Origin of the sequence: Streptomyces sp. NPDC001480 (genome assembly GCF_042894725.1) — a bacterium.
GTDB lineage: Bacteria > Actinomycetota > Actinomycetes > Streptomycetales > Streptomycetaceae > Streptomyces.
In genome coordinates, this window is the sequence record NZ_JBIAVX010000004.1 from 440609 (window position 1) to 465364 (window position 24756).

The window sequence follows — 24756 nt, forward strand, 5'->3', positions numbered from 1 at the left end:
GCAAGATCTGTGACACCGGTGAAGGGACCGGCGGGGGCGATCAGGGGGAAGCGTCACCCTTCGTCTCGCCCAGCAGGACGCGGAGCGACTCCCAGGCCGTCCCCGCGACCGTCCGCAGCGCCTCGGTCGTCGCGCCGTCGCGGGCCCGGTGCGACATGCCCTGGATGATCACCCCGGCGAACTCGGCGACCGCGCGTGCGTCGGTGCCGGCCGGGAGGGTGCCCGCGTCGATGTCCGCTCCGATGCGGGCCTCCAGACGGTCGATGTTGGCGTTGCGGAGGTCGCGGAGGCGGTCGGCGACCTGCTGGGCGGTGTCGGAGACCCGGGTGGCGGAGCCGATGACCAGGCAGCCGCCGGGACCGTCGGAGTGGGTGTAGGTGTCGGCCGCCTCCCGCAGCAGACGCTGGATCAGGGCGGGGGAGCGGTCCTCCTCGTCGAAGGCGCGCTGCATGAAGCTGCCTCTGCCGTTGTTGTAGTAGTCGACGGCGGCGAAGAAGAGGCCCTCCTTGCTGCCGAAGGCCGCGTAGAGGCTGGGGGCGTTGATCCCCATCTCCCGCGAGAGGGTGGCGACCGAGGCGCCGTCGTAACCGTGGCGCCAGAAGACGAACATGGCCTTCTCCAGGACGTCTTCGAGATCGAACTTACGGCCCTGGCCGCGTACGCCTGCCATCGGGTGCTCCCACGTCGTCGGTGAGCGTGCTCTGTCGAGGCGCGGGCCGGGGCATGGCTTCACGCCGGTGTGATCCAAAATTCATGTAGCGATCGATAAACGAATGATAGTGTCGCCGGGCCGGTGAGAGGAACCGGTTCGCCGAACTGGCGTGGTTCCTCGCCACATCTTCATGTGTAGCGCGGCACGGCGACAGAGCGGTCGCCCGGCCACCACACATCCAGCGTGCACACCGTGAGGACTCGACATGCACAACAGTGCGTCATACACCGATGGCTTGGCGCGCCGTCACTCCGCCTCCCCGTCCTGGACCGTGGAGGCCGTCAAACAGGTCAGGTACCACGTCGTCGAGGCGTCCGGCCTGTTCGAGCCCGGCAGCACCCAGCTGTTATCGGGCTGCGCGGACGCCCCGCTGCGTCCCGGCGACCGCCGTCTCGTCGTGATCGACGCCACCGTCCACCAGCTCCACGGCGGGCGCATCACCCGCTACTTCGACCACCACGGCATAGTGGTCACCCTCGTCCCCCTGCGCGCGGACGAGAGCGTCAAGCGGTGGAACCTGGTGACCGATGTGGTCGACGCGATGAACGACTTCGGTATCGACCGCAGGCGCGAACCGGTGATCGCGATCGGCGGCGGTGTCCTCCTCGACGTCGTCGGACTCGCCGCCAGCCTGTACCGGCGCGGCACCCCCTACGTGCGGATACCCACCACGCTGGTGGGCCTGGTCGACGCCGGGGTCGGCGTGAAGACCGGGGTCAACTACGGGCAGGGCAAGAACCGGCTCGGCACCTACGCGCCGGCCGTGGCGACCTTCGTGGACCGCTCCTTCCTGAGCACCCTCGACGCGCGTCACCTCTCCAACGGGCTGGCGGAGATCCTCAAGATGGCGCTGATCAAGTCGGCGGAACTCTTCCGTCTGCTGGAGGACTTCGGACCGCTGCTGATCGAGGACCGCTTCCAGGGAAGCACCCCCGCACTGGAGACGGCGGCCCGCCGGGTCGTCTCCGAGGCCATCCACCTGATGCTGGAAGAACTCCAGCCCAACCTGTGGGAACAGTGCCTGGAACGGTGCGTCGACTACGGGCACACCTTCAGCCCCACCATCGAGATGGAGGCGCTGCCGGAGCTGCTGCACGGAGAGGCGGTCGCCGTCGACATGGCCCTCACCACCGTGATGGGACGGATGCGCGGCGATGTCACCGAGCACCAGACCCAGCGCGTACTGGCGCTGATGGACCGGCTGCGACTCCCGCTGTGGACCGAGGTCCTGGCCCGCCCGGGAATCCTGGACGGCGCACTCGCCGACACGGTCCGCCACCGCGACGGGCAGCAGCGGCTGCCGCTGCCGGTCGGCATCGGCCACCACCGCTTCGTCAACGACGTCACCACCGAGGAACTGGACACCGCGCTCAAGGAGCTCGACACCGCACGACGACGGACCGGCCGGGACTTCGGAGCCGCCGCCGGACTCGTGAGGGCCGGTGACGCCGCGTGAAGTGGGACAGCCTCTACATCGAGGGCTTCGGCTCCTATCTGCCCGAAGAGCGTGAGTTCGCCGCCGAGATGGTGGCCACCGGCCGCTACGACCAGGTCGAACACCAGAAGACCGGACAGGTGTCGGCCGCCGTGGCCCGCCCCGAACGCGGCGAGACCGCCCCGGAGATGGCGGTGGCCGCCGGACGCGCCGCGCTCGCGGACGCCGGGACCGACCCCGCCGACATCGATGTCCTGGTCCACGCGGTGGTGCTGCACAACGGCCTGGAGGGCTGGAACTGCGGCGCCTATCTGCAGAGCGAGCTCGGCGTGGAGGAATGCGTGCCGATCGAGATCCGCACCGCCTGCGCGGGCGCCGTCGTCGGCATGGAACTCGTCGGCCGCTGGAGCGCGGGCTCCGGCAAGGGCATGGTCACCGCCTCCGACGCCTGGCAGCTGCCGCTCTTCGACCGCTGGGCCTCCGACAGCGGACTGGTCTACGGCGACGGCGCGGGTGCCCTGGTCCTCGGCCACGACGGCGGCCCCTTCCGGGTCCTGTCCACCTCCGTGGTCAGCGACCCGCTGCTCGAGCGGATGCACCGCGGCAACGATTCGATGGCGATGCCGTACTACGGCTCCGGCACCCCCATCGACCTGCGCCGGCGGGTCGCCGCATTCGCCGAGACCCGCAGTACCGAGGAGTTCTGGACCCGGAACACCGCCGCGCTGTCACGCTGCGCCGAGACCGCGCTCGCCGACGCCGGCACCGCACACTGCGACATCGCCCACTGGCTGGTGCCGAACTTCGGCCGGGTCCTGCTGCGCAAGCAGTGCTTCGTCCCGCTGAAGATCGACGCCGGGCAGACGCTGGCCGAACGCGGCTGGGAGATCGGGCACACCGGCGCCGCCGACCCGATCCTCGGGCTCGACCTGCTGCGCCGCTCCGGTGCCCTCACCCCGGGCGACCGGCTGCTGCTCACCGGCATCGGCGTCGGATTCACCTGGGGCTGCGCGGTCGTGGAGTACACCGGCGCGCACGCGCACACCACCGAAACGTACGAGACCGACGAGACGAACGAGACGAAGGAGGGCGTCCGTTGACCGCCACCGCCAGGACCGAGACCGTGACACCCGTACCAGCGGCGGGCGCCGGCGCCGCCGTGTTATGGATGCTGCTCGCCGTCTTCGGCGTCGGCACCGTCGAATACCTCGTGGCCGGCGTCCTGCCGGACATCGCGGGTGACGTCCATGTGTCCGACGCCACCGCCGGCCTCCTGGTGACCGTCTACGCGGTCACCGTGATGATCGGCGGTCCGCTGCTCACCATCGTCACCACCCGGGTGCCGCGCACCGCCCTGATCATCGGCTCCATGGCGGTCTTCGTCATCGGCACCCTCGGCACGGCACTGGCGCACAGCTTCGCGCTCCTGGTCGTCTTCCGGATCGTCACCGCGCTGCCGCACGCCACCTTCTTCGCCCTCTGCCTGGTCCTCGCCACCTCGCTGGTGCCGCCGGAGTTCCAGGGCCGGGTGATCGCCCGGGTCTCGCTCGGCCTGAACCTGGCCACCGTGCTCGGCGTGCCGCTCGGCACCCTGATCGGCGGTCAGTTCGGCTGGCGGACCTCCTTCGTGGTGGTCGCGGTCTTCCAGACCCTGGTCACCGTGGGACTCGTGGCCGTCACCCGGCACGCCCCCGCCCGCCCGGCCGGGTCGATCTCCGCCGAACTCACCGTCTTCACCCGCCCCTCGGTGTGGGCGGCGCTCACCCTGACCGCGCTCAGCCAGGCCGCCCTGTTCGTCGTCTTCACCTACATCGCGCCCTACCTCCGCGACTACACCGGCTTCTCGGCCGGCCACATCACCCTGCTCCTCTTCGTCTTCGGCATCGGCTCGGTGGCCGGGAACCAGCTCGGTGGACATTTCGCCGACCGCTCCATCGACCGCACCCTGCTGGTCGCGCTCGGCGCGCTCACCGTCGCGCTCGGCCTGCTCGCGCTCTTCGGCTCGAGCACCTGGTTCACCGCACCCTGGCTCTTCGTGCTCGGCGCCGCGGGCTTCTCGATCATCCCGCCGCTGGCCTCCAAGCTGATCAACGCGGCGAGCGAGGCCCCCAACCTCGCGGCCACGGTCAACATCGCCGGCTTCCAGCTCGCCAACGCCGCCGGCGCCTGGATCGGCTCGGCCACCCTCTCGCTCGGCGCGTCCCTCGCCTCGCTGCCCGCGGTCGGCGCCGCCCTGGCCCTGGCAGCCGTACTCGCCCTCGCCGTGGGCACCCGCCGCACCCGGAGGGCAGGTGAGGGCCGTTGATGCGGGCCGCCGTCATCGACAAACCGCACACCGCGACCCTGGTGGAGACCCCCCGCCCGGCCGCCGGACCCGGCGAGGTCCTGGTCAGGATCGCCTACGTCGGCCTGTGCGGCAGCGACCTGGAGCTCCTCCACGGCACCTCCGCCTACCTCGCCGACGGGCGGGCCGCCTTCCCGCACCGGTTCGGCCACGAATGGGTCGGCACCGTCGAGGAGTACGGCCCCGGCGTCACGGGACTGCGCCACGGTGAGGTGGTCACCGGCTCCACCATGATCCCCTGCCAGTCCTGCCGTTCCTGCGCCTTTGGCCACCGCAACCTCTGCACCGAACTGCGCGAGGTCGGTCTGTACGGCTGGGCCGGCGCCGCCGCCGAGTACCTGGTGATGCCTCGCCACGCCCTGGTCCCCTTCGGCCCCGGCACGCAGCACCCGCGCCCGCAACACGTCCTGGTCGAACCCCTGGTCACGGTGCTGGAGGCGGTCCACGCGGCCGGTCTCGGGCCCGGTGACCGGATCCTGGTCGTCGGCGCGGGCACCATGGGCAGCCTCGCCGCCGCCGTCCTCGCCCGCCACCCGGTGACCGTCGACATCGCCGAACCCGGCACCGTCGGCCACCTCCCGCCCGGCAGCCACCGCAACCGGTTCACGCACGCCGCCGACGCCCCCACCGGCTACGACCTCGTCCTGGAGTGCTCCGGCGCCCCCGGCACCCTCACCGCCGCGCTGGACCGTCTGCGACCCGGCGGCCTGTGCCTCCTGGTCGGTGTCCCCGCGGGGACCGAGACCGTCGACCCCGGCCGGATCGCCCTCGCAGGCCTCCGCATCGCCGGAGTCCGGCACGGCGTCGACCACTACGCCCGCGCCGTCGAACTGGTCGACGAACTCGCCGCCGGTCTCGTCGACCAGGTGATACCGCTCGCCGAGGTCGCCCGCGCCTTCGACGTGCTCCAGCACGGCCGGACCCGGCCCAAGGTGGTGCTGAGCGTTGCCTGACCGCCACACCACACTGATCACCGGTGCCAGCAGCGGCATCGGCCGGGCCGCCGCCCGGGCGCTCGCCCGCCCCGGCCACCGGCTGCTGCTCGGCTACGCCACCGGCGAGGACCGGATCCGCGAGGTCGCCGGAGAACTCCGGCGCACCACCGGCGCCGAGTGCGTCCCGGTCCGGGCCGATCTGCGCGACCCGGACGCCGCCGTCGACAGCTGCATGGCCGCCGTCGAGCGGGCCGGGCGTATCGACTGCCTGGTCAACAGCGCCGGCGTCAACGACCGCACCGCCGCCGACGCCCTGGAACTGAAGCGGGCCGACGAGGTGTTCGCGATCAACGCCCTCGCGCCCATGGCGCTCGCCTCCGCGGTGGGCCACCACATGATCCGGGGCGGTGTCCGGGGCAGCATCGTCAATGTCACCTCCGTCCACGAGAGCGTGCCCATCACCGGCGGCGCGCTCTACTGCGCCAGCAAGGCCGCCCTGGGCATGATCACCAAGGTACTCGCGCTGGAGTTCGGCCGGTTCGGCATCAGGGTCAACTCCGTCGCCCCCGGTGAGACCGCCACCGCCATGAACGGCGTCCACGACGAGGCCGCCTACCGGGAGATCTCCCGTCCCGACATTCCGCTCGGACGTCCGGCCGGAGCCGAGGAGATCGCCTCGCTCATCGCCTATCTCGCCGGGCCCGGCTCCGGCTACCTCACCGGCGCCTCCGTCCTCGCCGACGGCGGACTCGCCCTGACCGCGGCGGAGGCCAACGCCCGCCACGCCTTCACCACAGTTGCCCCGAGGGAGAACCCACCGGCATGAAAGCCGTCACCTTCCACCGCACCGGCGACCCGGACGTCCTGACCCTCGCCGACGTGCCCGAACTGCCGCTCGGACCACGGGACATCCGCGTCACCGTGACCGCGGCCGCCGTGAACCCGGTCGACCTCAAGACCCGCTCCGGCTTCCTCACCATGAACCTGACCTACCCGGCCGTCCCCGGCTGGGACGTCTCCGGTGTCGTCACCGAGACCGGCAGCGAGGTCACCCGGTTCACCGTGGGCGAGCAGGTCATCGCCATGGTCGCCCAACCGGTCCACCGCTACGGCACCTATGCCGAACAGGTCACCGCCGACGCCCGGCTCTTCGCCCGGGCCCCGGCCGGAGTGCCGCTGGAGGAGGCCGCCGCGCTCCCGCTCGCCGGCCTCACCGCCGTCCAGACCCTGGCCAAGCTCACCCTGCGGCCCGGCGCACCGGTGCTCGTCACCGGCGCCGCCGGTGCGGTCGGCCGGATCGCCGTCCAGTTGCTGCTCGCGGCCGGACACACGGTCGACGCCCTGGCCCGGCCCGGCGACACCGAACCCCTGCGGGCCCTCGGCGTCGGCACCGTCCACACCCGGCCCGCGGATCTTCCCGAGGCCACCCACACGGCCGTCGTCGACACCGCGGGCGTGGCCGCCGCGATCCGAGCGGTCGTCGACGGCGGCCAGTTCGTCGCCATCGACGACAACCCCCAGCCCGCGCCCGAGCGCGGCATCACTCCCGGCAAGAGTTACGTCGACGAGAACGGGGACCAGCTCCAGACCCTGAGCGACCTGATCACCGCCGGCCGCCTCACGGTCCCGGCCGGCCGCCGCTTCCCGCTCGCCGACGCCGCCCGCGCCCACCACGCGTTCGCCGCGGGCGGCCTGCGCGGAAAGGTCCTGCTCCTGCCGTGAACCGCCCGCACCCGCACCCCATGCCGGCCACGCGCCCGGTCCCCGGGCCGCGCACAGTCCCGAGCCCGGCCACGGCCCCGGCCACCGGCAGGCACTCGTACCCCGCCACCGGCCCCTACCCGGCCCCGGCCCCCGGCCCGCACCCCCTGCCGGTGACGCCCCCGGCCTCCGGTCCCCGCCCCGTCCGGGTCGTCGATCCGGCCCCCCACCTTGAAGGGATCCCCGCATGACCACGGCCCCGGACACCTCCCTGACCCCCTCCCCGGGCACCCTCCGGCCGGTCCACCGGATCACGGTGGCGGTGCCCGACGTCGAGGAGGCCACCGCCTTCCTCGCGGAACTGGCCGGGCCCTCGACCGTGGAAAGGACCGGCGGGGCCGGCGTCGTCTCGTTCTCCCCCGGGATCGAGGTGCGACTCGTGCCCACCGCGCCCGCCGGCGCCCCCGACACCCCGCCCCGCCTGGTCGACATCGGCACCAACCACCTCTGCCTCCGCGTCGGCGACATCGAGGCAGCCGTCGCGCACCTGGAAGAGCTCCCCGGGGTCGACGTCCTCGGCGACATCGTCACCGTCCCCGAGGGCCCGATCCGCGGAAACCGCTGGATCTACTTCCGCTCCCCCTGGGGCACCCTCTTCGAACTCCAGCAGTGGCCCGACACCCCCGGATACGCCGGCACCACCGCGGAACGGCTCCACCACGCCCAGCGGCCGGCCGACGACGCGCCCCTGCCGACCCTGCTCGGCCTGGACCACACCGGCTACAGCGTCCAGAACCTCGACGCCGCTGTCGACCACCTGGTCGCCCACCACCGGGCACGGCTCGTCCTGCGCACCGAGATCGCCGCCGACCGGGCCTTCATGCGACGCCAGTTCGACCTCGACGTCGAGGGCACCTCGGCGATGGCCATGCTCGTCGTCGACGACGCCCTCAACCTCGAGCTCTTCGAACACGGTGTCCCCGGCCAGGAACCGCCGCGCCCCCTCGACCGCCTCGGCGGCAACCTGCTCGAACTGCACGCCGCACCGCAACCCGCCCCCACAGCCCACCACGCCCCCTTCGGGCTCACTCTCCCCGGGCCGGTGGCCACGTGAAATTCGGCATCAACCTGCCCAACTTCGGCCCCCAGATGACCCCCGAGGGCATGCTCACCTGGACCCGCGAGGCCGAACGGCTGGGCTTCGACACCGTCCTGGTCTCCGACCACCTGGCCCTCACCGACGAGGCCCACCGACGCTCGCCCGCCCCGTTCCACGAGAGCCTCGCGACCCTCTCCTGGCTGGCCGGGCAGACCGACACCGTCCGGCTCGGCGCGGGTGTCCTCATCGCCTCCCACCGCCACCCGATCGCGCTCGCCCGGGCCACCGCCACCATCGACCGGCTCAGCGGCGGCCGCCTCGTCGTCGGCGTCGGCGTCGGCTGGGCCCCGCGGGCCTTCGACGTCCTGGGCGTGGACTTCCGCAGGCGCGGCGCCCTCACCGACCACACCCTGGACGTCCTGGTCGAGGCATGGACCTCCGACACCGTCACCCACCGCGGTCACCGGGTGCACACCGCACCCCGTCCCGTACAGGACCCGCACCCGCCGCTGTGGATCGGCGGCAACGGACCGCGCGCCCTGCAACGCGTCAACCGCGTCGGGACCGCCTGGCACCCGCTCCACCCCAGCCGGCAGCTGTGCGCCCGGGCCGCCGGGGTCCTCGCGGACGGCAAGCAGTTCGCCCCGAGGATCTTCTTCCTCCCCACCACCACCCCCGCCGACCCCGACTCCCGGCCTCTCGGCTACGGCACACCGGACCAGATCCGCGCCGACATCGCCTTCCTCCGCGACCTCGGTGCCGACCACGTGATCCTCGACACCGACCCCGGCGACCAGCGTCTGCGCAGGCACTGGAAGGAAGACCTCGAACTGGTCAGGCTCGCCGCACGCATTCTGGAGACCGGATGACCTCCCCGCACGCCGTGACGGCCGGCGCCCTGCTCTTCGACATGGACGGCACCCTGGTCGACTCAGCCGACTCCATCGACCGTGTCTGGCGGGAGTTCGCCGCCCGCCACCGGCTCGACCCCGACACCGTGCTCGCCGCGCTGCCCGGCCGCACCGCGCACGACATCGTCGCCGGGCTCCTCCCCGCAGCCGGCTTCTCCGGCATCACCGCCGAGGTCGCCTGGATCCGGGCACGCGAGGAGGCCACCGCCGACACCGTCACCGAGATACCGGGCGCCCGCCGGCTGCTCACCTCCCTGCCCGCGCACACCTGGGCCGTCGTCACCTCCGCCTCCCGCACCATGACCGAACGCCGCCTCACCGCCTCCGGACTGCCCCTGCCCCGCGTCACCGTCTGCGCCGACGACGTCCGGACCGGCAAACCCGACCCCGAGGGCTTCCGTGCCGCCGCCCGCATCCTCGGCGTGGACATCGCCGACTGCCTCCTCTTCGAGGACTCCGCTCCCGGCCTGCTCGCCGCCCGCCGCTCCGGCGGCACCCCCGTCGCCGTCGGCGCCCACGTCGCCGAACCGGTCCCGTACCGCGTCGACGACCTGACCGCCGTCACCGCCCACGCCCGAGGCGGCCGTGTCCACCTGGAGATCCGGCAGCCCCGAGCACACGCCGAACCGGCAGAGGGGATACGGCTGTGAGCCCGCGGGCCGTGACGGAGGACCGCGCCGACCGGGTGCGTACCGAGGTCGCCGTCGACCTCGGAGGGACCTGGCTGCGGATCCGGACCGGGGCCGGGGAGACCGTACGACTCCCCGCGCCGAGCATCCTCAACCGGCCGGGCGAGGATCCGGCGGTGCTCCTCGACCAGCTGATCGAGACCCTGGCCGAGGTGGTGCCGGCAGACGCGCGGGTGGCGATGTCCTGCGGTGCCGCCATGGACGAGGAGCACGGCGTGCTGCACGGCTCGGGCCCGCTCTGGGGCGGTGGCCCGGACCGGCCCGTCCCGCTGCGCGCCCTGCTCACCGCCCGTCGCCCGGACGTCAGCTGGCACCTGTTCAACGACGTCACCGCCGGCCTCGCGAGCTTCGTCGAGCGGTTCGCCGGCCCCCACCACCGCCGCGTCGTGTACGTCACGGTGAGCAGCGGCATCGCCCTGCGCACCGCCGACCTCACCGAACGCTCCGTCCCGGTCGACGCCCACGGCATGCAGGGCGAGGTCGGCCACCTTCCGGCCGTCTCCACCGCACCCGCCGCCGTCCGCGCACTGAGCTGCCCCTGCGGCGGCACCGGCCACGTCGCCGCGCTGGCCGCCGGACCCGCTCTGCAGCATGTCGCGGCCGCGCTCGGCATCGAACGCGCCGAGGGCATCCGCGACGTCCTGCCCGTCCTGCTGCGGTCCGCGGACCCCGCCGCCCGCCGCCTGCTCAGCACCGTCGTGGAACCCGTCGCCGAAATCGTGCGCACCTTGCGCTGCCTCGATCCCCGTATCGACCTCATCGGCGTGGGCGGCGGCTACGCGGAAGGCCTCGGCCACCCCTACCACGCCGAACTGGTCCGCCAGGTGAGCGAGGTACGCAGCTATGCCGACCGCGACACCGGCCCCGACCGGACCGGACACCTGCTGCGGCTCTGCCGCCCCGGCGAGGTCGACCCGATGGCGGGCGCCGTCGCGCTCTCCCACGGCGCACTGACCGTCACCAAACGCTGAGACCAGCTCCGTTCAACCGTCACCACCCGGGAAGGACCCCATGCCGGCCACGGCCACCCACCGCGCGATCGTCCGCCACGGCACCACCTGCCGCATCGAAGAGGTCCCCACCCCGGACCCCGGCGAGGGCGAACTCCTGCTCGCACCCGAGCACGTGAGCCTGTGCGGCACCGACATCCAGATCCTGCGGGGCGACCGCGACGACCCCTCACCCGTCGTCGGGCACGAGGGCGCCGCCCGGGTCGTCGCCGCCGGGCCGGACACCGACGGCTTCGCCCCCGGCGACCGGGTGGTCGTCAACCCGACCCACCCCGGCGACCCCTCGTTCCTCCTCGGCCACAACGTGCCGGGCCTCTTCCAGCAGCGCGTCCTCATCGGCGCCCCGGCCGTCCGCGGCGGCCTGGTCTCCCACCTGCCCGAAGACCTCCCCGCCGCCCGCGCCACCCTCGTCGAACCGTACGCCGTCGTCCGCTACGCCCTCTCCTGCCTGGCCACCTCGGCTCCCGGCACCCTCGTCGTCCACGGCGACGGCCTGACCGGCAATCTCGCCGCCCTTCTCGCGCCCCGCTTCCTCTTCCCCACCGTCCGTGTCGTCGTGGTCCACCGCACGGAGGCCGGCCTCGAATGGACCCGGGCCCATGTCCCGCACGCGGTGAGCGTCCTTGCCACCGATCCCCTCGACCGGCATGTCACCGGCACCGTCGCGCTCCTCGTCACCACCCATCGCGGTGGAACCGTCCCCGCCGTGGAAGCCGCCCTCACCGCCCTGGGCGAGCGTCTGGTCGCCGTCCACCCGCTCGGCGGCGTCCCGCCCCGCGCCACCACCCCCCTGCTGCCCGGCGTCGACCTCGACGGCGTCCGCCGCGCCAACACCGGCGGCCCCTGGCCCCCGGCCGTCACCACCTTCACCCGCCCCGGCCTGAGCCTCACCCTCAGCGGCAACCGCGGCGTCACCAGCCCCCAGCTCCTCACCGCCGCCGAGGCCCTGCGCACCGACAGCACCGCCGACCCGCTCCTCACCCATGTCATGGCCCTGGAGCCGGGCGTCCGTCACCTCAACCGGATCATCGGCGACCGCACCCGCACCGTCGACGGCGAACTCGTCGTCCGCCTGGTCATCGACCTGGGCAACGGCCCCGCACACCCCGCCTGATCCGCACGGACAGGGCACGTTCCTCGACACGCCGTGCCCGGGGCCCGCGACCCGGGGACGGGGGAGTGGCGGGCCGGCGCACCTGTGCGCCCGGCCCGCCACCGTCACACACGCTCCGGAGCTCGCCCCGCCTCGGGCTGTTCGAGCCGGCGTGCCGACGACCACCCGGTGAGCATCACCAGCGCGGTGCCCAGCGCCAGGCCGACCGCCGGCAGCACGGGGAGGCGGCCGTCGGGTGCGAAGCCCCGCACGGCCAAGCGGCCCAGCGCGGCGACGCTCATGGCCAGCCCGAGCCACAGCGGCCAGGCCCGGCGCAGGCCGGCGTCCGGACTGGTCCGCTCGTACAGCACGGCGAGCCCCCGTTCCAACGGCCCCAGCGCGGATACGACGCCGGCCAGGACGACGCCGAGCACGAGCAGCCACGGCACGCGCAGCCCCCACCACGCGGCGGATCCGAGCGGCGGCTCGGGCGCGAGGCCGGTCAGGTAGAACGCGGCGGCGACGGCCAGCACCGGCAGCATGTGCCACAGATACAGCGTCATGCTGGCCGCACCCACGGGGCGGACCACGCGCCATGCCCGGTCCCGCTCCAGCAGTCGCCGCACCGGCGGCGCGGCGAGGAGGCACAGCCCGGCCTGGGCCACCACCCACGCCAGCATCGCCGCCGACGGCGGATCGGTGTTGCTGGGGTTCTGCCCGGTCACCAGGATCAGGCTGACCGGGAACGGTCCCAGGGCCACGAGCGCGGCGAACGCCGCCCCGCCGCCCGCCGCCATCCCGAGCGGCACCAGCCGGCGCCCGGTCAGCAGACCGTCCCGCCAGCAGAAGCCCAACTGGTAGGCGACACCCCACACGAGCACGTAGTCGAGCAGCCCGACATACGGCGCGTGCACCGTCACGACGAGCGCGTCGGCCACCAGGGCGACCGCCCCCATCAGCGGCGGGACGCGGAGCCCCCAGCGCCGGTGTGCCGCATGCAGCGCCGGCGTCAGGGCGCTGAGCAGCAGATACACCGGAAGGAACCAGAACTGCATGGCCATCGCCCACCCCACCAGCGCGAGCGTGCCCGCGTCCACGCCGGCCACCGAGCAGATACCGACGGCGAGCAGCACCAGAGAGCTGTAGACGCCCACCGGAAGGAGCAGCCGCAGCGCCCGCCGCCCCAGCCACCCGGCGGCCGTACCCCCGGCCGCCCGGGCACGCGACCAGGAACCGCCCGCGGCATGGCCCCCGGCCAGGAAGAACAGCGGCATGATCTGGAACGCGAGGGTCAACCACTGGGTCCAGGGAACGGTCGCCAGCAGCTCCGGGGCGGTGATCCGTCCATCGGGCTCCCGGACCAGGGCCGTGATCAGCCAGTGGCCGAGGACCACCAGCACGATCGCCCACGCGCGCAGGAAGTCGACGTAGCGGTCTCTGCTCATGGTCGTCATGCTGGCGCAGCCCCGGCGCCGTCGCGTCGGGAAGCCCGAGCCGCAATCATTCCGTGCCCGGTACGACACCGCCCGCAGGCCGGCCCGTGATCCAGCCGGAAGCCTCCGCTTCGTGGTCAACGGCTGCCGGGCGCCTTCAGATTGCTCAGCCAGTGGAGGATCCCGGCGAGCGGGTTGCCGTGCGCCACCATCGTGATCAGCGGCATGAGCAGGATCGCGATCACGAACACGCCGATCCAGCTGCCGCACGACGCCAGGCAGCAGCCCAGTCCGACCGGGGGATCGGGGACGCGTCCGCACGCGTGGCAACCGGTGCCCTGGCAGTAGGCGCACCACCGCCACTGCGTGGGTGGGCAGTGCGGGCAGGCGTACCCGCCGTACACGTGGGAGCAACGCCGGCATCGCCTTTGTGCGCTCATACGGCCTCCCCGAGAGCCGGCCGATGTGGCGAGTGGATGGCCTCGATCGGAGGCATACATCCAGATGTGCCCGTCTTTCGGCGTGGTCACCCGGCTCACCGCCTCACGGGGAGGCGCCCGCTCGCGGCCATGCGCCCCGCCGGCGGCCGGGCGTGGGCGGGGTTCGCATGACCGGAAAGCCGGGCGGGTATCTCAGCTGACGGATCCGTGCGGGCACCGCGAGGCCGGTACGGAGGCCTGGGGGGAGGGGACCATGGGACATGGCGCGCTGTTCGTCCTGTTCGACAAGTACAGCCGGCGGGCCCGCCTGAGGCCGGTCCTGATCATGCTGCTTCCGCTGGCGTTGCCCCTCGCCGCGGGCATACCGGTCCTGCCCAGGACACAGTGGCTGTGGTCGCTGGTCCTCCTGAGCGGACTGCCCCTGTTCGCCGACCAGTTGGGGCGCAGCAGGGGCAAACGCATCGAGCAGTTCCTCTTCCGCGCCTGGGGCGGGAAACCCAGCGTGCAGGTGCTGCGCTGGCGTGGACCGACCGGGAGGCAGCAACTCGGCTTTCTGCACGCCCGTATCCAGGAGATCACCGGCCCCTCGCTACGGCTGCCGACCGAACAGGAGGAGACCGCCGACCCGCAGCGAGCCGACCAGATCTACGACGCCGCGGGACTCGCCCTGCGGGTCAGAGCGCGGGGACTGCCAGGGGCCGAGCTGGTCCACGAGCAGAACTGCGAATACGGCTTCCGGCGCAATGCGCTCGGACTGCGCCCGTACGCCCTGTCCGTCGCCGTGGCGGGGCTGCTCGCCGTGTCGGCCTGGATGTTCACCGCGCCCGGGTTTCTGGGGCGTCCGGCCCTGCCGCTGCTGATCGCGCTCGTGGTGACGGAGTCGCTGCTGGTGGCCTTCCAGGCGTTGCTGGTACGCGCCCGATGGGTGGAGTCGGCGGCCTGGGCGTACGCCGAGCGCCTGCTCGAAACCTCCGCGCTGCCCGGCCCCGAGGTCCTGCCCGCGGGCCCCGCCTCCGGGGCGACGTGACCGTGACAGCGCGGCGCGCGCGGCTCGCCCGGCGCATCGGGCCTGGCGGTCACGCCGGGCACGGTCGAGCGATCTCGTGTTTCGAGGACGCCGCACGGAGCGCGCCGCGCCGTGCCCGGCAGCGGGCGATACACCTCGACAACCTGGCGACGGCACTGAGGCAGCGGCACGAACTCACCCATGACGCCCATGAACCCCGCCGCGCCTCGGCCGCACACCGCGCCTCACCGCGCCGCCTGCCGCGTGGTTCCGCCGAGCGGGCGCAGCGGCTCAGCAACCACGGCAGCACCCTGATGAGGCCGGCCGCCCTGACCGGCGACCGGCGCCATCTCGACCGTGCCGTCCGGCAGTTGCGCAGGGCCCTCGACCACACGGGCACGGGGGACCCTCGACGTGCTTGACACCCTCTTCGGGACCCAACTGACCAGGCACGGAAAGGAGATCCGGCTGAGTGAGGCCCAGGAGCTTCCGGGCCGCGTCGGCTACGCGCACGTCCGGCGTGACGATCCCGCGCGTGCGGTGCTCGCGGTGGAACGGGGCCGGGCCGTGCTCCTGACCGAGGCACCGCGGGCCGCCGAGACGGATCTGGACCGACTGTCCTTCGCCGGGCGGGAGGACGACCTCGGCGAGCGGTACCGGGCGGCAGCGGAGCGCATGGCGGCGGCACGTGGTCGTGAACCGTCCCTCGAAGCGGGTGCCCCAAGGTCCTCCGCCGTCCGGCGAGGTGCGGTATGACCGTGGTCGCCGTCCTCGCCCGTCTGCGCGAACGCCGTCACGAGCGGCTGTTCGACCGGTTCAGGGCGGCGGACTCCTGGACGGCCGCCCGGCGGCTCGTCGACCGCCGCCCGGTCCTCCTCGATCCCGCCCTCGACCAGCTGGTCGAGGAGCTCGCCGACGCAGCCGAGCAGATCGGCGAGTACGACATCGCCGACTCCTACCGCTATCACCAGGGACTGCTGCGTCGCTGCCGGGCCGTGGGCGTCGCGCGGGCATTCCGGGAGCTGACCACCGACGAGACCGACGCCGCACTGGTCGAACTCGTCAACCGGGCCGGGAAAGCCCTGCGCCGCTACGAGACCGGCGGGAACGCGGCGGATCTGGACGCCGCCCTGTGCGACGCGGAGGAGGCCGCCGGCCGTGCGGTGGCCGTTCCCACCCGCGTCGTGGTGCAGAACACCCTGGGGCTGGCGCTCATCGCCCGGGGCGACCGGGACGGCCGACCCGACGACGTACGGCGCGCCGTCGCCGTCCTGGAGGAGGCGGTCACGGCCACACCGCCCGGGCTTGCGGAACGACGCCTCTTCACCGTCAACCACGCCCGCGCCCTGCTCCAGTGGTACGACATCGACGGCGAGGCCGCGTGCCTGGACCGCGCCGTCGGCCTGCTGTCCCGAGCCGCCGACGCCGCCCCTCCCGACGACGCCGTGGAGCGCTCGGCCGTGCTGACGAACCTGGGATCGGCCCTGCACATGCGCTTCACGCACCGCGGCACCGCAGAAGACCTCGACGCCGCCGTCGCCGCCTTCGCCCGCGTACCCCGAAGCGAGGAACTCTCTTTCGCACGCGCCCGCGGCAACCTCGCCGTGGCCCTGGCAGACCGCTACCAGCTGCGCGGCGACGAGCGCGATCTGGACGCCGCGATCGAGGCGGCGGAGCGCTCCGTGGAGCTGACGCCCGCCGCGGCGCCCGAGGCGCCCGCCCGACGGGCCCACCTGGCGGGACTGCTCGTCGACCGCCACGACCGGCTCGGCTCCCCGGAGGACCTGCGGCTGGCCGTCGCGCAGTTCAGGCTCGCCGCGGAGACGACCCCCGCCACCTCACCCGAACGCGCGACCCGCGACGGCGACCTGGGCACGGTCCTGCTCGCCCTCTACCAGGACACCGCGGACCTCGCGGACCTGGATCTGTCCGTCGCGGCCCACCGACGTGCCGTCGAGGCCCCGGTCTACGAACGAGGCGACCTGGCCGTACGGCTCGACCAGCTCGGTACCAGCCTGCGCGGCCGCGCCCGGCGTACCGGCGACGCGACCGAGGCCGCCGAGGCCGTACGGGTGCACGACAGGGCCGTCGCGCTCACCGGAGCGAGCGCGCCGGAGCGTGTCGCCGCCCTGAACAACCTCGCGGGGGCGCTGCGGCTGCTCGCCGAACTCGCCCAGGACCCCGCGGCGTTGCGGCGGGCGGTCGCCACCTACGGCGAGGCGCTCGCACTCGTGCGACCGGACACCCCGCGCGGGCGGGCGGTGCTCGCCAACCTCGGCATCGGCATGCTCGATCAGGCCACGACGAGCGGTGACACCGCCGAACTCGACCGGGCGATAGAGGTGTTGGGCCGTGCGGTGGCGGGCACCGAGCCGGATTCCCCGGAACTCGCGGGACGGCTGTGCAATCTCGCCCACGGCCTGCGCACCCGCCACGACCGGACGGGGAACGCCGAAGACCTGGCGGCGGCCGTGGCCGCGTACCGCCGTAGCTGTGTTCTCGCGGAGACAGGCGCACAGGAGGTACGGATGGCCGCCGCACGGGCCTGGGGGATGTGGGCCTGCGCACGTGCCCGGCACACCGAGGCCGTCGAAGCCTTCGGGCACGCGGCCGACGCGATGGAACGGCTGGTACGGACGCAGAGCACGCGGGCCTTCGTCGAGACCTGGTTGTCCGCGCTCGCCGAGATCCCCCCGCACGCGGCCCATGAACAGGCCGCCGTCGGCGACGTCCACGCCGCCGCGCTGAGCCTGGAACAGGGCAGGGCCCGGACCCTCTCCAGCGCCCTCGAACGCGACCGGGCCGATCTCACCGCGCTGGAAGCCGCACGCCCCGATCTCGCGGTCCGCTTCCGCCGGGCCGCCCACCGGGTCTCGGCACACGAGACGTCCTTCACGAGCTCCCGGCCGTATGCCCTTCGGGTTGCGCCGCCACATGCGCACGCAGCCCCTTCGCGAAGGTGAGGACGTCGCCCGCGCGGAGCCGGCGGGGCTCGTCGTGAGGGAGTGCGTGGCCGTTGACGAGGGTGTCGTTGGTCGTGCTGAGGTGACGGATCCAGGTGCCCTCGGCGTCCGACCAGACCACGGCGTGGCTGCGGGAGACGTTGCCGTAGTCACGGCCGGTCCACCGCCCGTGTTCCAGCATCCGCTCGGCGAGTTCCCCCGCCGCGCCGACCGAGCGGCCGACGACCAGTGGCTCGACGCCGAGCGGGTAGGAGGCCCACGGGAAGACGACCGCCAGGCCCGGCGCCCCAAAGTCACGGGACGTACCGGTCCACGAGGCACCGGCCCCGCCCTCCCGTTCATGCGGCAGCGGGACGGTGGCGCCGTGCAACGGGCAGCCCGACTCGTCGAGTTCGAGACCGCACCCCGGCTCCGCGCAGGTCTCGGGTGCCGGTGACGCCGCAGGTCGTCCGGCGCTCGCGCCCGTATCCGGCGGCGGTGCCTTGCGCAGGTACTCGCCGCAGTGCACGCACAGGGAGCCGTCCCCCGGGTCGTCGTGGCCGCGCGGACAGATCAGGGTCGCCATGTCACACCCTTCATCGGGATGCCCTGCGCGGCGAGCGCACGCTGGATGCGGGCGGGATCGCCGGGACGGGGGACGCCGATCAGGAAGATCCGGTCCGCCTCGACCTGGAACTGGAGCTCGGCCGGGTGGCCGCCCTCCGGCCCGCCCGCAGGCCCGTCCTCGGCCCACTGGTCGTAGCGCTCCCGTCCGAGCCCGGTGAGCGGCACCAGCCGCTGGTTCGCCGATCCGCGCCACCGGCCGCCGCCCGCCCGCGCGGCGACATAGGGGCCGGTCACCAGACCGTCCAGCAGCGCGTACGCGTCCGGGCAGCGGGCGGCGAACTCCTCCTCCTCCAGGCCCGTCCAGCACAGCAGGTCCCACCCGTGGCGCTCCCGGCGCTCGGCCAGCCCCCGGCACAACTCGGCCAGCGCGAGCGGCTGTCGGGACGGCTCGCCACCGCTGACGGACACGCCGTCGATCTCTGCCGGGGGCCGGGCGTCGCACCAGTCGAGGACCGTCCGGACGTCCACCGCGTACTCGGGCCCGGACTCCCAGGTGTCCCGGGACAGACAACCGGGGCAGGCCAGCGTGCAGCCCTGGGTCCAGATCCCCAGCCGAGTGCCCGGCCCGAGCGCGGTCACCGGATGGTGCAGTCGCGCCACCTCGATGATCATTCGGTCACCAGCCTCCAGTTCTGGCCCTCCTGCTTCAGCCCCGTGACCCGCAGGGAGCTTCCCGGCTGCCGGGGGTTCAGGAACAGCTCCCGGGCCAGGGGATTGACGAGAATGGCCTCGATCTCCGAGACGATGCCGCGCCCGCCGTTGCGCAGGTCGAACGTGGCCAGCTCACGCAGCCGCTCCCGCGCCTCCTGCGTGTACTCCACGGTGACGCCCTGTACGCGCAGCACGGTCTCGGCCACCCGGTCCAGGGCGCGGTCGGCGATCTGCCCGGTCACCGGCGGGCGCAGGAAGTCGAAGACGACGATGTTCTGCTGGATGCGGTTGTACAGCTCCGGTCGCCCCAGCAGGTAGCGGAAGTACAGCTGGAGATGTTCGCGTACGCGCTCCTCGATGGTCTCCAGATCGTCGTCCGGAGTGACGTTCTCCTTCGGCTTGCCCTCGTCGTCCGCCGTGATCACGCCGAGGTTGGTGGTGAACACCAGCAGTGTCTCGGTGAAGTACACGGTGGCGCCGCGTCCGTCGGTGAGCCGGCCGTCGTCGAGGATCTGGAGGAACTTGTCCATCAGCCGCGGGTGCGCCTTCTCGATCTCGTCGAAGAGGACGACCCTGAAGGGTTGTTCGCGGATCCCGTTGGTCAGTTCGCCGCCCGCGTTGTGGCCGACGTAGCCGGGCGGTGCGCCGATCAGCCGGGCCTCGGAGTGTTCCGCGGAGAACTCGCTCATGTCGAAGCGCAGATAGGCCTTCTCGTCGCCGAAGAGCAGCCCCGCCAGGGCCTTCGCCAGCTCTGTCTTGCCCACGCCCGTCGGCCCGGAGAAGAACAGCACGCCGCGTGGCCTGGTGCCGGTGCCGCCGGTCTGGGCCCCCGCGAGCCCCGTGACGGACCGCGCGACGAGGTCCACCGCCCGGCGCACGGCGTCCGGCTGGCCCAGCACCCGGCGCCCCAGCACGTCCTCGGCCTCGGCCAGCCGGGTGCGCAGGGTCGGGTGCTGCCAGGGGTTGTCGGGCACGCCCACGCGGAAGGTGCGTACGGCGTCCTCGATGCGCTCCGCCGGGATGCCGGCCACCCGCGCCAGCTCGACCACGTCCCGCATCTGCCGCAGCCGCATGCCGTGGGTGGCCTCGGCGAAGCGGCGGGCCAGGGCCGAGCGCGCCACGGGATCGGCAGGGGCACCCAGCATCCGCGGCGTGTACTCCGCCGCCGCGCGTTCCCGCGTGCCGAGGTCGGGTTCCGGCACCGCGGTCACCCGCAGGGTGTGGTTGCCCGTGGTGAACCAGCTGGGCAGGTCGTTGATCCGGTCCAGCACCCAGAAGATCACCGGGTAGCCGACGGCTGACGGCAGGGCCTGGTAGGCCAGCCGGTCCGCGACCGACAGGAACAGCCGTTCCTCCGCCGTGGCCTGTTCCCCGGACAGCAGCCGGGATGCGTCGGTGAGGATCAGCGCGACGGGCGGGGCGCCCGGGGGCCGGTCACCGGCGACGGCCATCATGACGTCCCGCAGCTGCCCCAGCGACAGGTGCTGCCCCAGCTCGGCGTCGGTGCGGTTCAGGAGTTCGGCCACCACCGGCGGGATCGAGCCCTCCGGCCGGACCACACGCAACCCCTCCCCGCCGGCCGAGCTCAGCACCGCCGCGTAGTGACGCTCGGCCAGGACGGTTCCCAGGACGTCGACCAGCTCCATGTAGCGCGGCCGCCCGCCGAGTTCGGGATCGGGCAGCAGGTACTGGTCGTGGACGTTCCCGGTCAGCAGGATCTGCGGGTGTGCGCCGACGGCCAGCGCCACCTCCCGCACCCACGCCGGCCGGGGATCCTCCTCGCCCTTGGGGCCGACGCCTTCGTAGGCCGCTCCGAAGCCCTGCGCACCGGTCATGCCTGTGCCTCCCGTTCCTGACCGCCACCGCGTTCACGCCGGGGTACGACTCCCGCGCCCACCCGGGGCACCGGGCGCCGCCCGGGTTCCTCCGTCTCTCCGGTCCGCAGTCGTACGTGGTACTGCCCCAACCCGGCGACCAAGGAGGGCAGGGCGTCGCAGAACGTCCGCTGCGCGCGCCGGTCGGCGCCCTGACCGCCGTCGGCTTCCGCGTCCCGTACGACGATGTGGCGCAGCACGGAACCGCCCCGGTCGAAGAGGACCTTCAGCCCGTAACCGGTGTCGCCCGGCAGCGCGGCATGGGCCGTGCCCCGGTCCACCAGAGCCGTCTCGAAGCCCTCGCCGACGTGGTAGTCGAGATCGGCCAGGACCTTGGCGAGGGCCCGTGCGGCGATCCGGCGGGCCCGCTCGGTGTCGGCCTCGGCGACCGCCCGCTCGGCCTCGGCGACGAGGTCGGGCGGCACCCGCGTGCGTCCCTCCTCGATCACCGCCGTCAGCCTGTCGGCCAGTTCCGCGGCCCGCGCGCCCGGTACGTCCTCCAGCCGTGCCAGCAGCGCCGCCGCCTGCTCGGCGGCCGCCTCGACGGCACGTCGGCTGCGTTCCGCGGCCCGTACCCGGTCCTCGAGGGACATCAGGATCCGACGTGCCTTCTCCTCGCCGGTGGCCGACGCCACGTCTCTGGCGTCCGTGGCACAACGCTCCCGCAGCTGGGCGGGGGTGCCGGCGGGCAGCCGGGCCAGCAGACCGGCGGCCCGCTCCGCCAGCACGCGGCGGCGTTCCGCGCTCTCCGCCCGTTCACGGGCGCGTGCCGCTTCAGCCTGTTCGCCGGTGACGCCGGTCCGTGCCGTGGACTCCCGGCGCTGCACCCTGGGGGCCGGCCGCGCCGCCAGGGCCGTCAGCTCGTCGCGGAAGACCTGGACCAACTGTGCGTCGAGCAGGCCGCGGGCGTGCGCCGCCTCCGCGTCGAGCCGCTGCGCCGCCGCCTCCAGCTCGTCCGCCGTGGCGTGCTGCGAAGGCTCGGACGAACGGCGCAGTGCGGAGACCGCCCTGCCGTGCGCGGCCCGGCACGCCGCGGTCTCGGTCACCAGCGCCGCATGGCGGACCGCGGCCTGCCGGTAACGCTCGCGGGCCGCCCTGCGGCGGCGCGCCTCGATCTCCTCGGGCGTCTCCACGCGGTAGGAGGCCGCTCCCATCGAACTCATGGCCGTATCTCCCGTAGGTAGCCGCCGGACGCCGGATCCCGCGCCGGGTTCACCACAGCGCCTGCGGCTGGTCCGGCACCAGAGGCAGCCACACGCCCAGAGCGGGCAGGACGAGCAGGACCAGGACGGCCGCGCCCACGAGGACACGTGCCCACACCGCGTCGCCGCCCGGCAGCCGTCGCTCGGTCCGGCCGCCCGCCGCCTTCGCGACGGCCACCAGGCCGATCACCGAGAACACCGCGGCCCAGAAGGCCGTGGCCCCCGGATGCTCCCCCGCCCGCCGGTCGGTCGTCAGCAGGGTGTCCCTGAAGTCGGTGCCGGGGACGTAGGGGAAGTGGATCTCACCGCCGTGGCCGCTCCACAGCGTCGCGGCGACGAGCACACCCGTCAGCACGACGCACCAGACGGCCAGCTGCGCGGCCGGGCCGGGCCGGTTGCGCCGGAGCACCACCGCCAGGAGCAGTGCCGCCAGTGGCACCGCGAGCCGGTACTGCATGGTCGCGGCCAGCTGCGCGTACACGTCCGTCCTCGGCTCGGGTGTGTCCCCGCCCCAGGTGAGCCAGGCCACCGCCGCGGCGTTCAGCGCGACGAGCGAGGCGACGAAGAACGCGGCGGCAGTCGCCACATCGACCACGAGCGCCGCGGTGACCGACGCCGTCCGCTTCGAGAGGTCCCTGATTCCCGCGCGCCACCGGTCACCGCGCCCGTCCGGTCTGCGGAGTTCCTTGAGCCCCTCGGCGGCGGCGAAGCGCAGGAGCATCTGCGCGAGCAGCAGACGGGCGGGCGAGTCCTTGTCCCGCAGCGCCTCGGCGGACAGTTGCATCCACCAGCCGCAGGCTCGCATGCGCGGTCTGAAACGGCGTACGTACATCCGGAACCGCTCCCGGCCCACGGCGGCCGGGTCGAGGACGCTGCGCAGGCACAGCATGCGCAGATCGCGGTCGTGCTGGAGCGAGCCCAGGGCTTCCTGCACCGCGGGCGGGGCGCCGGGGCCCAGCCGCGAACGCAGACCGGTGATCGCCCGCCACAGCTGGGTCTCGGTCTCGGGCAGGGCCTCCGCCGCGGCGGCCAGCACCTCGCAACGGGCCCCGCAGCGCCGATGGCCGGCGGCGGTCGGCGTGGCACACGGGTGGGCCGCGAGGACCCGGAGGAGCTCCCCGCTGACGAGGGCCACCACCTGCCGGTCCTGGGCGGCCGGGGACACCGCCAGAGCGCACAGCCCCGCGGCGTCCGCGGGCTGGTCCGCGAACCTCGGTGGTGCGTCGGCGAGGACCGCCGCACGGAACGCCGCCATGCGCACGGCAGCCTCCCGTGCGTCCTGGGCGCGCGCGGCGACCAGGTCGCCGGGGATGCCGCCGCCGTCGAACTCCTTCTTCAGCCAGGTGCGCAGGAACGAGAGCCGGGTGTCGGAGAGGAACAGGTCCCGGGCGGCGGGCCAGGACGGTCCGGTCATCGCCTCGGCCAGGCTCGGCACGTCGTAGTAGGTCTGCCCGTCGAGCCGGAACGGCTCGCCCGAACCGGTCCGGGCCGCCTCCCGGTGCACCTTCGGGCTGCCGCCGCGCAGCCAGGTGTCCACCTGTTCATGACCCCAGCGGTGCTCGGGCTCGCGGGTCAGCAGTCCCCGGCACAGCAGCTGCCAGCGGGCGTCGGTGATCCCGGAGAGGTCCACGTCGTGTGTGGTGAGGTACTCGTGCAGGGCGGTGTTGCTGCTCCAGCCGTTCGTACCGGCGTGGTTGGGATTCTCGCCGGTCAGCATCTCGGCCACCATCACCCCGAGGGACCACCAGTCCTGGGCGGGCCGCCGGTCCGCCCGGTGGAAGGTCTCGGGTGCCTGGTACGACCCGCTGCCGGCCTTCAGATCGGTCTGCCGCGTCTCCCGCGCCTCGGCCACCAGCCCGAAGTCGGCCAGGACCACGTCGACGGGGCCGTCCGCACGGCGCAGCAGGACGTTCGCCGGCTTCACGTCGCGGTGCGCGGCCCCGCGGCGCTCACCGATGCGCAGTTCGGTGTGCAGATGGTGGAGCGCGTCGGCGACCTGCTCCAGCACGGTCCGCACGTCCTCGGGGGGCAGCGCTCCCCGGGTGCGCAGCAGGTTGTCCAGGGAGCCGCCGGGGACGTACTCCAGTACTTCCCAGGGCCATTCGTCACCGCCGAAGGTGTCCGGCTCCGCTCCGAAGTCCCGCATCCGGACGATGTGCGGGTGGTCGGCCTCCCGCAGCCCCCGCATCACCTCGTCCGTACGACGTTCGGATCCGCGGTAGAGCTTCACGACCCATTCGGTGCCGTCCTGCTCGTCGCGCACGAGCAGCACCCGGTACGCCTCGCCGCCGGCCGGCAGCGCCCTCACCACCTCGTACCGCTCGGTGATCGCGGCGGGCACCTGGTTCCATCCGTTGCCCCGGCCGCTCCCGGTGGTGGCTCCCGGGTCGTGCGACCGGGTGTCGGCCCGCGTGGCGTCGGTGTGCCGCGCGCCCGCGCCGGGCCGGGTGTCGCGCCGTGTGGCGTCGCGCGCGCCCTCGTCGTCGTGGTCGACCGGGTCTCTTCTGGTCAGGTTCTCGTCGCCCGAGGGTTCGCCGTCCGGCGCACGACCCGCCCCTGATTCGTCTGTCATGGCCCCCCTGCCCGCGTTCGCCGTGATCGTCACGGATCGGCGCGGTGATCCCCACTTGTACTTCCCCGGCGGGCACTGTA

23 protein-coding genes are annotated in these 24756 nt (G+C 73.5%); 15 read left to right on the forward strand and 8 right to left on the reverse strand.

Features of this window, described 5'->3' with window-relative positions:
* Positions 1-40 precede the first annotated feature (40 nt).
* Positions 41-670 (reverse strand): TetR/AcrR family transcriptional regulator, encoded by a 630-nt coding sequence (locus ACFY01_RS12285; protein ID WP_390735623.1) that lies wholly within the window; start codon positions 668-670, stop codon positions 41-43.
* Between the two features lie 277 nt (positions 671-947).
* Here ACFY01_RS12285 and ACFY01_RS12290 point away from each other — a divergent pair, with 277 nt between their 5' ends.
* From ACFY01_RS12290 to ACFY01_RS12340, 11 genes are all read left to right on the forward strand, one after another.
* The gene (locus ACFY01_RS12290; protein WP_390735624.1) at positions 948-2168 is read left to right on the forward strand and encodes a sedoheptulose 7-phosphate cyclase; all 1221 of its coding nucleotides are present in this window, start codon (positions 948-950) and stop codon (positions 2166-2168) included.
* Positions 2165-3247: a 3-oxoacyl-ACP synthase III family protein gene (locus ACFY01_RS12295; protein ID WP_390735625.1), complete on the forward strand. Its 1083-nt coding sequence runs from the start codon at positions 2165-2167 to the stop codon at positions 3245-3247. The genes ACFY01_RS12290 and ACFY01_RS12295 overlap by 4 nt, the downstream gene beginning before the upstream one ends.
* Positions 3244-4452, forward strand: coding sequence for an MFS transporter (locus tag ACFY01_RS12300; RefSeq protein ID WP_390735626.1), 1209 nt, complete (start codon positions 3244-3246; stop codon positions 4450-4452). Before ACFY01_RS12295 ends, ACFY01_RS12300 begins: the two co-directional genes overlap by 4 nt.
* Complete coding sequence (locus ACFY01_RS12305; RefSeq protein ID WP_390735627.1) at positions 4452-5444, forward strand: zinc-binding dehydrogenase; 993 nt, start codon at positions 4452-4454, stop codon at positions 5442-5444. Before ACFY01_RS12300 ends, ACFY01_RS12305 begins: the two co-directional genes overlap by 1 nt.
* Positions 5437-6252 (forward strand): SDR family oxidoreductase, encoded by an 816-nt coding sequence (locus ACFY01_RS12310; protein ID WP_390735628.1) that lies wholly within the window; start codon positions 5437-5439, stop codon positions 6250-6252. The genes ACFY01_RS12305 and ACFY01_RS12310 overlap by 8 nt, the downstream gene beginning before the upstream one ends.
* A complete protein-coding gene (locus ACFY01_RS12315) occupies positions 6249-7148 on the forward strand; it encodes an NADP-dependent oxidoreductase (RefSeq protein ID WP_390735629.1) in 900 nt (299 codons plus the stop codon). Before ACFY01_RS12310 ends, ACFY01_RS12315 begins: the two co-directional genes overlap by 4 nt.
* Before the next feature lie 226 nt (positions 7149-7374).
* Positions 7375-8241, forward strand: a complete 867-nt coding sequence (locus ACFY01_RS12320; protein ID WP_390735630.1) for a VOC family protein — start codon at positions 7375-7377, stop codon at positions 8239-8241.
* Positions 8238-9095, forward strand: coding sequence for a TIGR03619 family F420-dependent LLM class oxidoreductase (locus ACFY01_RS12325; RefSeq protein WP_390735631.1), 858 nt, complete (start codon positions 8238-8240; stop codon positions 9093-9095). The genes ACFY01_RS12320 and ACFY01_RS12325 overlap by 4 nt, the downstream gene beginning before the upstream one ends.
* The gene (locus ACFY01_RS12330; protein ID WP_390735632.1) at positions 9092-9787 is read left to right on the forward strand and encodes an HAD-IA family hydrolase; all 696 of its coding nucleotides are present in this window, start codon (positions 9092-9094) and stop codon (positions 9785-9787) included. Before ACFY01_RS12325 ends, ACFY01_RS12330 begins: the two co-directional genes overlap by 4 nt.
* An 11-nt stretch (positions 9788-9798) precedes the next feature.
* Entirely contained in the window at positions 9799-10797 is a 999-nt protein-coding gene (locus ACFY01_RS12335) for an ROK family protein (RefSeq protein WP_390735633.1), read from the forward strand.
* A gap of 40 nt (positions 10798-10837) precedes the next feature.
* A complete protein-coding gene (locus tag ACFY01_RS12340; protein ID WP_390735634.1) occupies positions 10838-11950 on the forward strand; it encodes an alcohol dehydrogenase catalytic domain-containing protein in 1113 nt (370 codons plus the stop codon).
* A 104-nt stretch (positions 11951-12054) separates the two neighbouring features.
* On the opposite strand, the gene ACFY01_RS12345 is transcribed toward ACFY01_RS12340, so the two are convergent.
* On the reverse strand, positions 12055-13374 hold the full coding sequence (locus ACFY01_RS12345) for an acyltransferase (RefSeq protein WP_390735635.1): 1320 nt from the start codon (positions 13372-13374) through the stop codon (positions 12055-12057).
* Between the two features lie 125 nt (positions 13375-13499).
* A complete protein-coding gene (locus ACFY01_RS12350) occupies positions 13500-13802 on the reverse strand; it encodes a hypothetical protein (RefSeq protein ID WP_390735636.1) in 303 nt (100 codons plus the stop codon).
* Between the two features lie 253 nt (positions 13803-14055).
* Here ACFY01_RS12350 and ACFY01_RS12355 point away from each other — a divergent pair, with 253 nt between their 5' ends.
* The 4 genes from ACFY01_RS12355 to ACFY01_RS12370 are packed head-to-tail and all read left to right on the forward strand — an operon-like array spanning position 14056 to position 17771.
* Positions 14056-14829 carry a hypothetical protein gene (locus tag ACFY01_RS12355; RefSeq protein ID WP_390735637.1) on the forward strand — a complete coding sequence of 258 codons (774 nt, stop codon included), beginning with the start codon at positions 14056-14058 and terminating at the stop codon, positions 14827-14829.
* Between the two features lie 2 nt (positions 14830-14831).
* On the forward strand, positions 14832-15230 hold the full coding sequence (locus ACFY01_RS12360) for a hypothetical protein (RefSeq protein WP_390735638.1): 399 nt from the start codon (positions 14832-14834) through the stop codon (positions 15228-15230).
* Entirely contained in the window at positions 15223-15564 is a 342-nt protein-coding gene (locus ACFY01_RS12365) for a hypothetical protein (protein WP_390735639.1), read from the forward strand. Before ACFY01_RS12360 ends, ACFY01_RS12365 begins: the two co-directional genes overlap by 8 nt.
* Positions 15561-17771 (forward strand): hypothetical protein, encoded by a 2211-nt coding sequence (locus ACFY01_RS12370; protein WP_390735640.1) that lies wholly within the window; start codon positions 15561-15563, stop codon positions 17769-17771. Before ACFY01_RS12365 ends, ACFY01_RS12370 begins: the two co-directional genes overlap by 4 nt.
* Here ACFY01_RS12370 and ACFY01_RS12375 read toward each other — a convergent pair.
* From ACFY01_RS12375 to ACFY01_RS12395, 5 genes are read right to left on the reverse strand one after another with little or no spacing between them, the layout of a single operon-like run.
* A complete protein-coding gene (locus ACFY01_RS12375) occupies positions 17701-18336 on the reverse strand; it encodes an FHA domain-containing protein (protein ID WP_390735641.1) in 636 nt (211 codons plus the stop codon). The two genes, ACFY01_RS12370 and ACFY01_RS12375, sit on opposite strands and share 71 nt — an antisense overlap.
* Positions 18324-18989, reverse strand: coding sequence for a 4Fe-4S single cluster domain-containing protein (locus tag ACFY01_RS12380; protein ID WP_390735642.1), 666 nt, complete (start codon positions 18987-18989; stop codon positions 18324-18326). The genes ACFY01_RS12375 and ACFY01_RS12380 overlap by 13 nt, the downstream gene beginning before the upstream one ends.
* A complete protein-coding gene (locus ACFY01_RS12385) occupies positions 18986-20863 on the reverse strand; it encodes an AAA family ATPase (protein WP_390735643.1) in 1878 nt (625 codons plus the stop codon). Before ACFY01_RS12385 ends, ACFY01_RS12380 begins: the two co-directional genes overlap by 4 nt.
* Positions 20860-22065 carry a hypothetical protein gene (locus tag ACFY01_RS12390; RefSeq protein WP_390735644.1) on the reverse strand — a complete coding sequence of 402 codons (1206 nt, stop codon included), beginning with the start codon at positions 22063-22065 and terminating at the stop codon, positions 20860-20862. The genes ACFY01_RS12385 and ACFY01_RS12390 overlap by 4 nt, the downstream gene beginning before the upstream one ends.
* A 49-nt stretch (positions 22066-22114) precedes the next feature.
* Positions 22115-24676, reverse strand: a complete 2562-nt coding sequence (locus ACFY01_RS12395; protein WP_390735645.1) for a protein kinase — start codon at positions 24674-24676, stop codon at positions 22115-22117.
* Between the last annotated feature and the right edge of the window lie 80 nt (positions 24677-24756).

Coding starts and splice junctions, on each gene's coding strand:
- ACFY01_RS12345 (WP_390735635.1), bottom strand. CDS start 13,374: ATGAGCAGAGACCGCTACGTCGACTTCCTGCGCGCGTGGGCGATCGTG.
- ACFY01_RS12385 (WP_390735643.1), bottom strand. CDS start 20,863: ATGACCGGTGCGCAGGGCTTCGGAGCGGCCTACGAAGGCGTCGGCCCC.
- ACFY01_RS12350 (WP_390735636.1), bottom strand. CDS start 13,802: ATGAGCGCACAAAGGCGATGCCGGCGTTGCTCCCACGTGTACGGCGGG.
- ACFY01_RS12315 (WP_390735629.1), top strand. CDS start 6,249: ATGAAAGCCGTCACCTTCCACCGCACCGGCGACCCGGACGTCCTGACC.
- ACFY01_RS12305 (WP_390735627.1), top strand. CDS start 4,452: ATGCGGGCCGCCGTCATCGACAAACCGCACACCGCGACCCTGGTGGAG.
- ACFY01_RS12355 (WP_390735637.1), top strand. CDS start 14,056: ATGGGACATGGCGCGCTGTTCGTCCTGTTCGACAAGTACAGCCGGCGG.
- ACFY01_RS12370 (WP_390735640.1), top strand. CDS start 15,561: ATGACCGTGGTCGCCGTCCTCGCCCGTCTGCGCGAACGCCGTCACGAG.
- ACFY01_RS12340 (WP_390735634.1), top strand. CDS start 10,838: ATGCCGGCCACGGCCACCCACCGCGCGATCGTCCGCCACGGCACCACC.
- ACFY01_RS12395 (WP_390735645.1), bottom strand. CDS start 24,676: ATGACAGACGAATCAGGGGCGGGTCGTGCGCCGGACGGCGAACCCTCG.
- ACFY01_RS12380 (WP_390735642.1), bottom strand. CDS start 18,989: ATGATCATCGAGGTGGCGCGACTGCACCATCCGGTGACCGCGCTCGGG.
- ACFY01_RS12375 (WP_390735641.1), bottom strand. CDS start 18,336: ATGGCGACCCTGATCTGTCCGCGCGGCCACGACGACCCGGGGGACGGC.
- ACFY01_RS12285 (WP_390735623.1), bottom strand. CDS start 670: ATGGCAGGCGTACGCGGCCAGGGCCGTAAGTTCGATCTCGAAGACGTC.
- ACFY01_RS12390 (WP_390735644.1), bottom strand. CDS start 22,065: ATGAGTTCGATGGGAGCGGCCTCCTACCGCGTGGAGACGCCCGAGGAG.
- ACFY01_RS12320 (WP_390735630.1), top strand. CDS start 7,375: ATGACCACGGCCCCGGACACCTCCCTGACCCCCTCCCCGGGCACCCTC.
- ACFY01_RS12330 (WP_390735632.1), top strand. CDS start 9,092: ATGACCTCCCCGCACGCCGTGACGGCCGGCGCCCTGCTCTTCGACATG.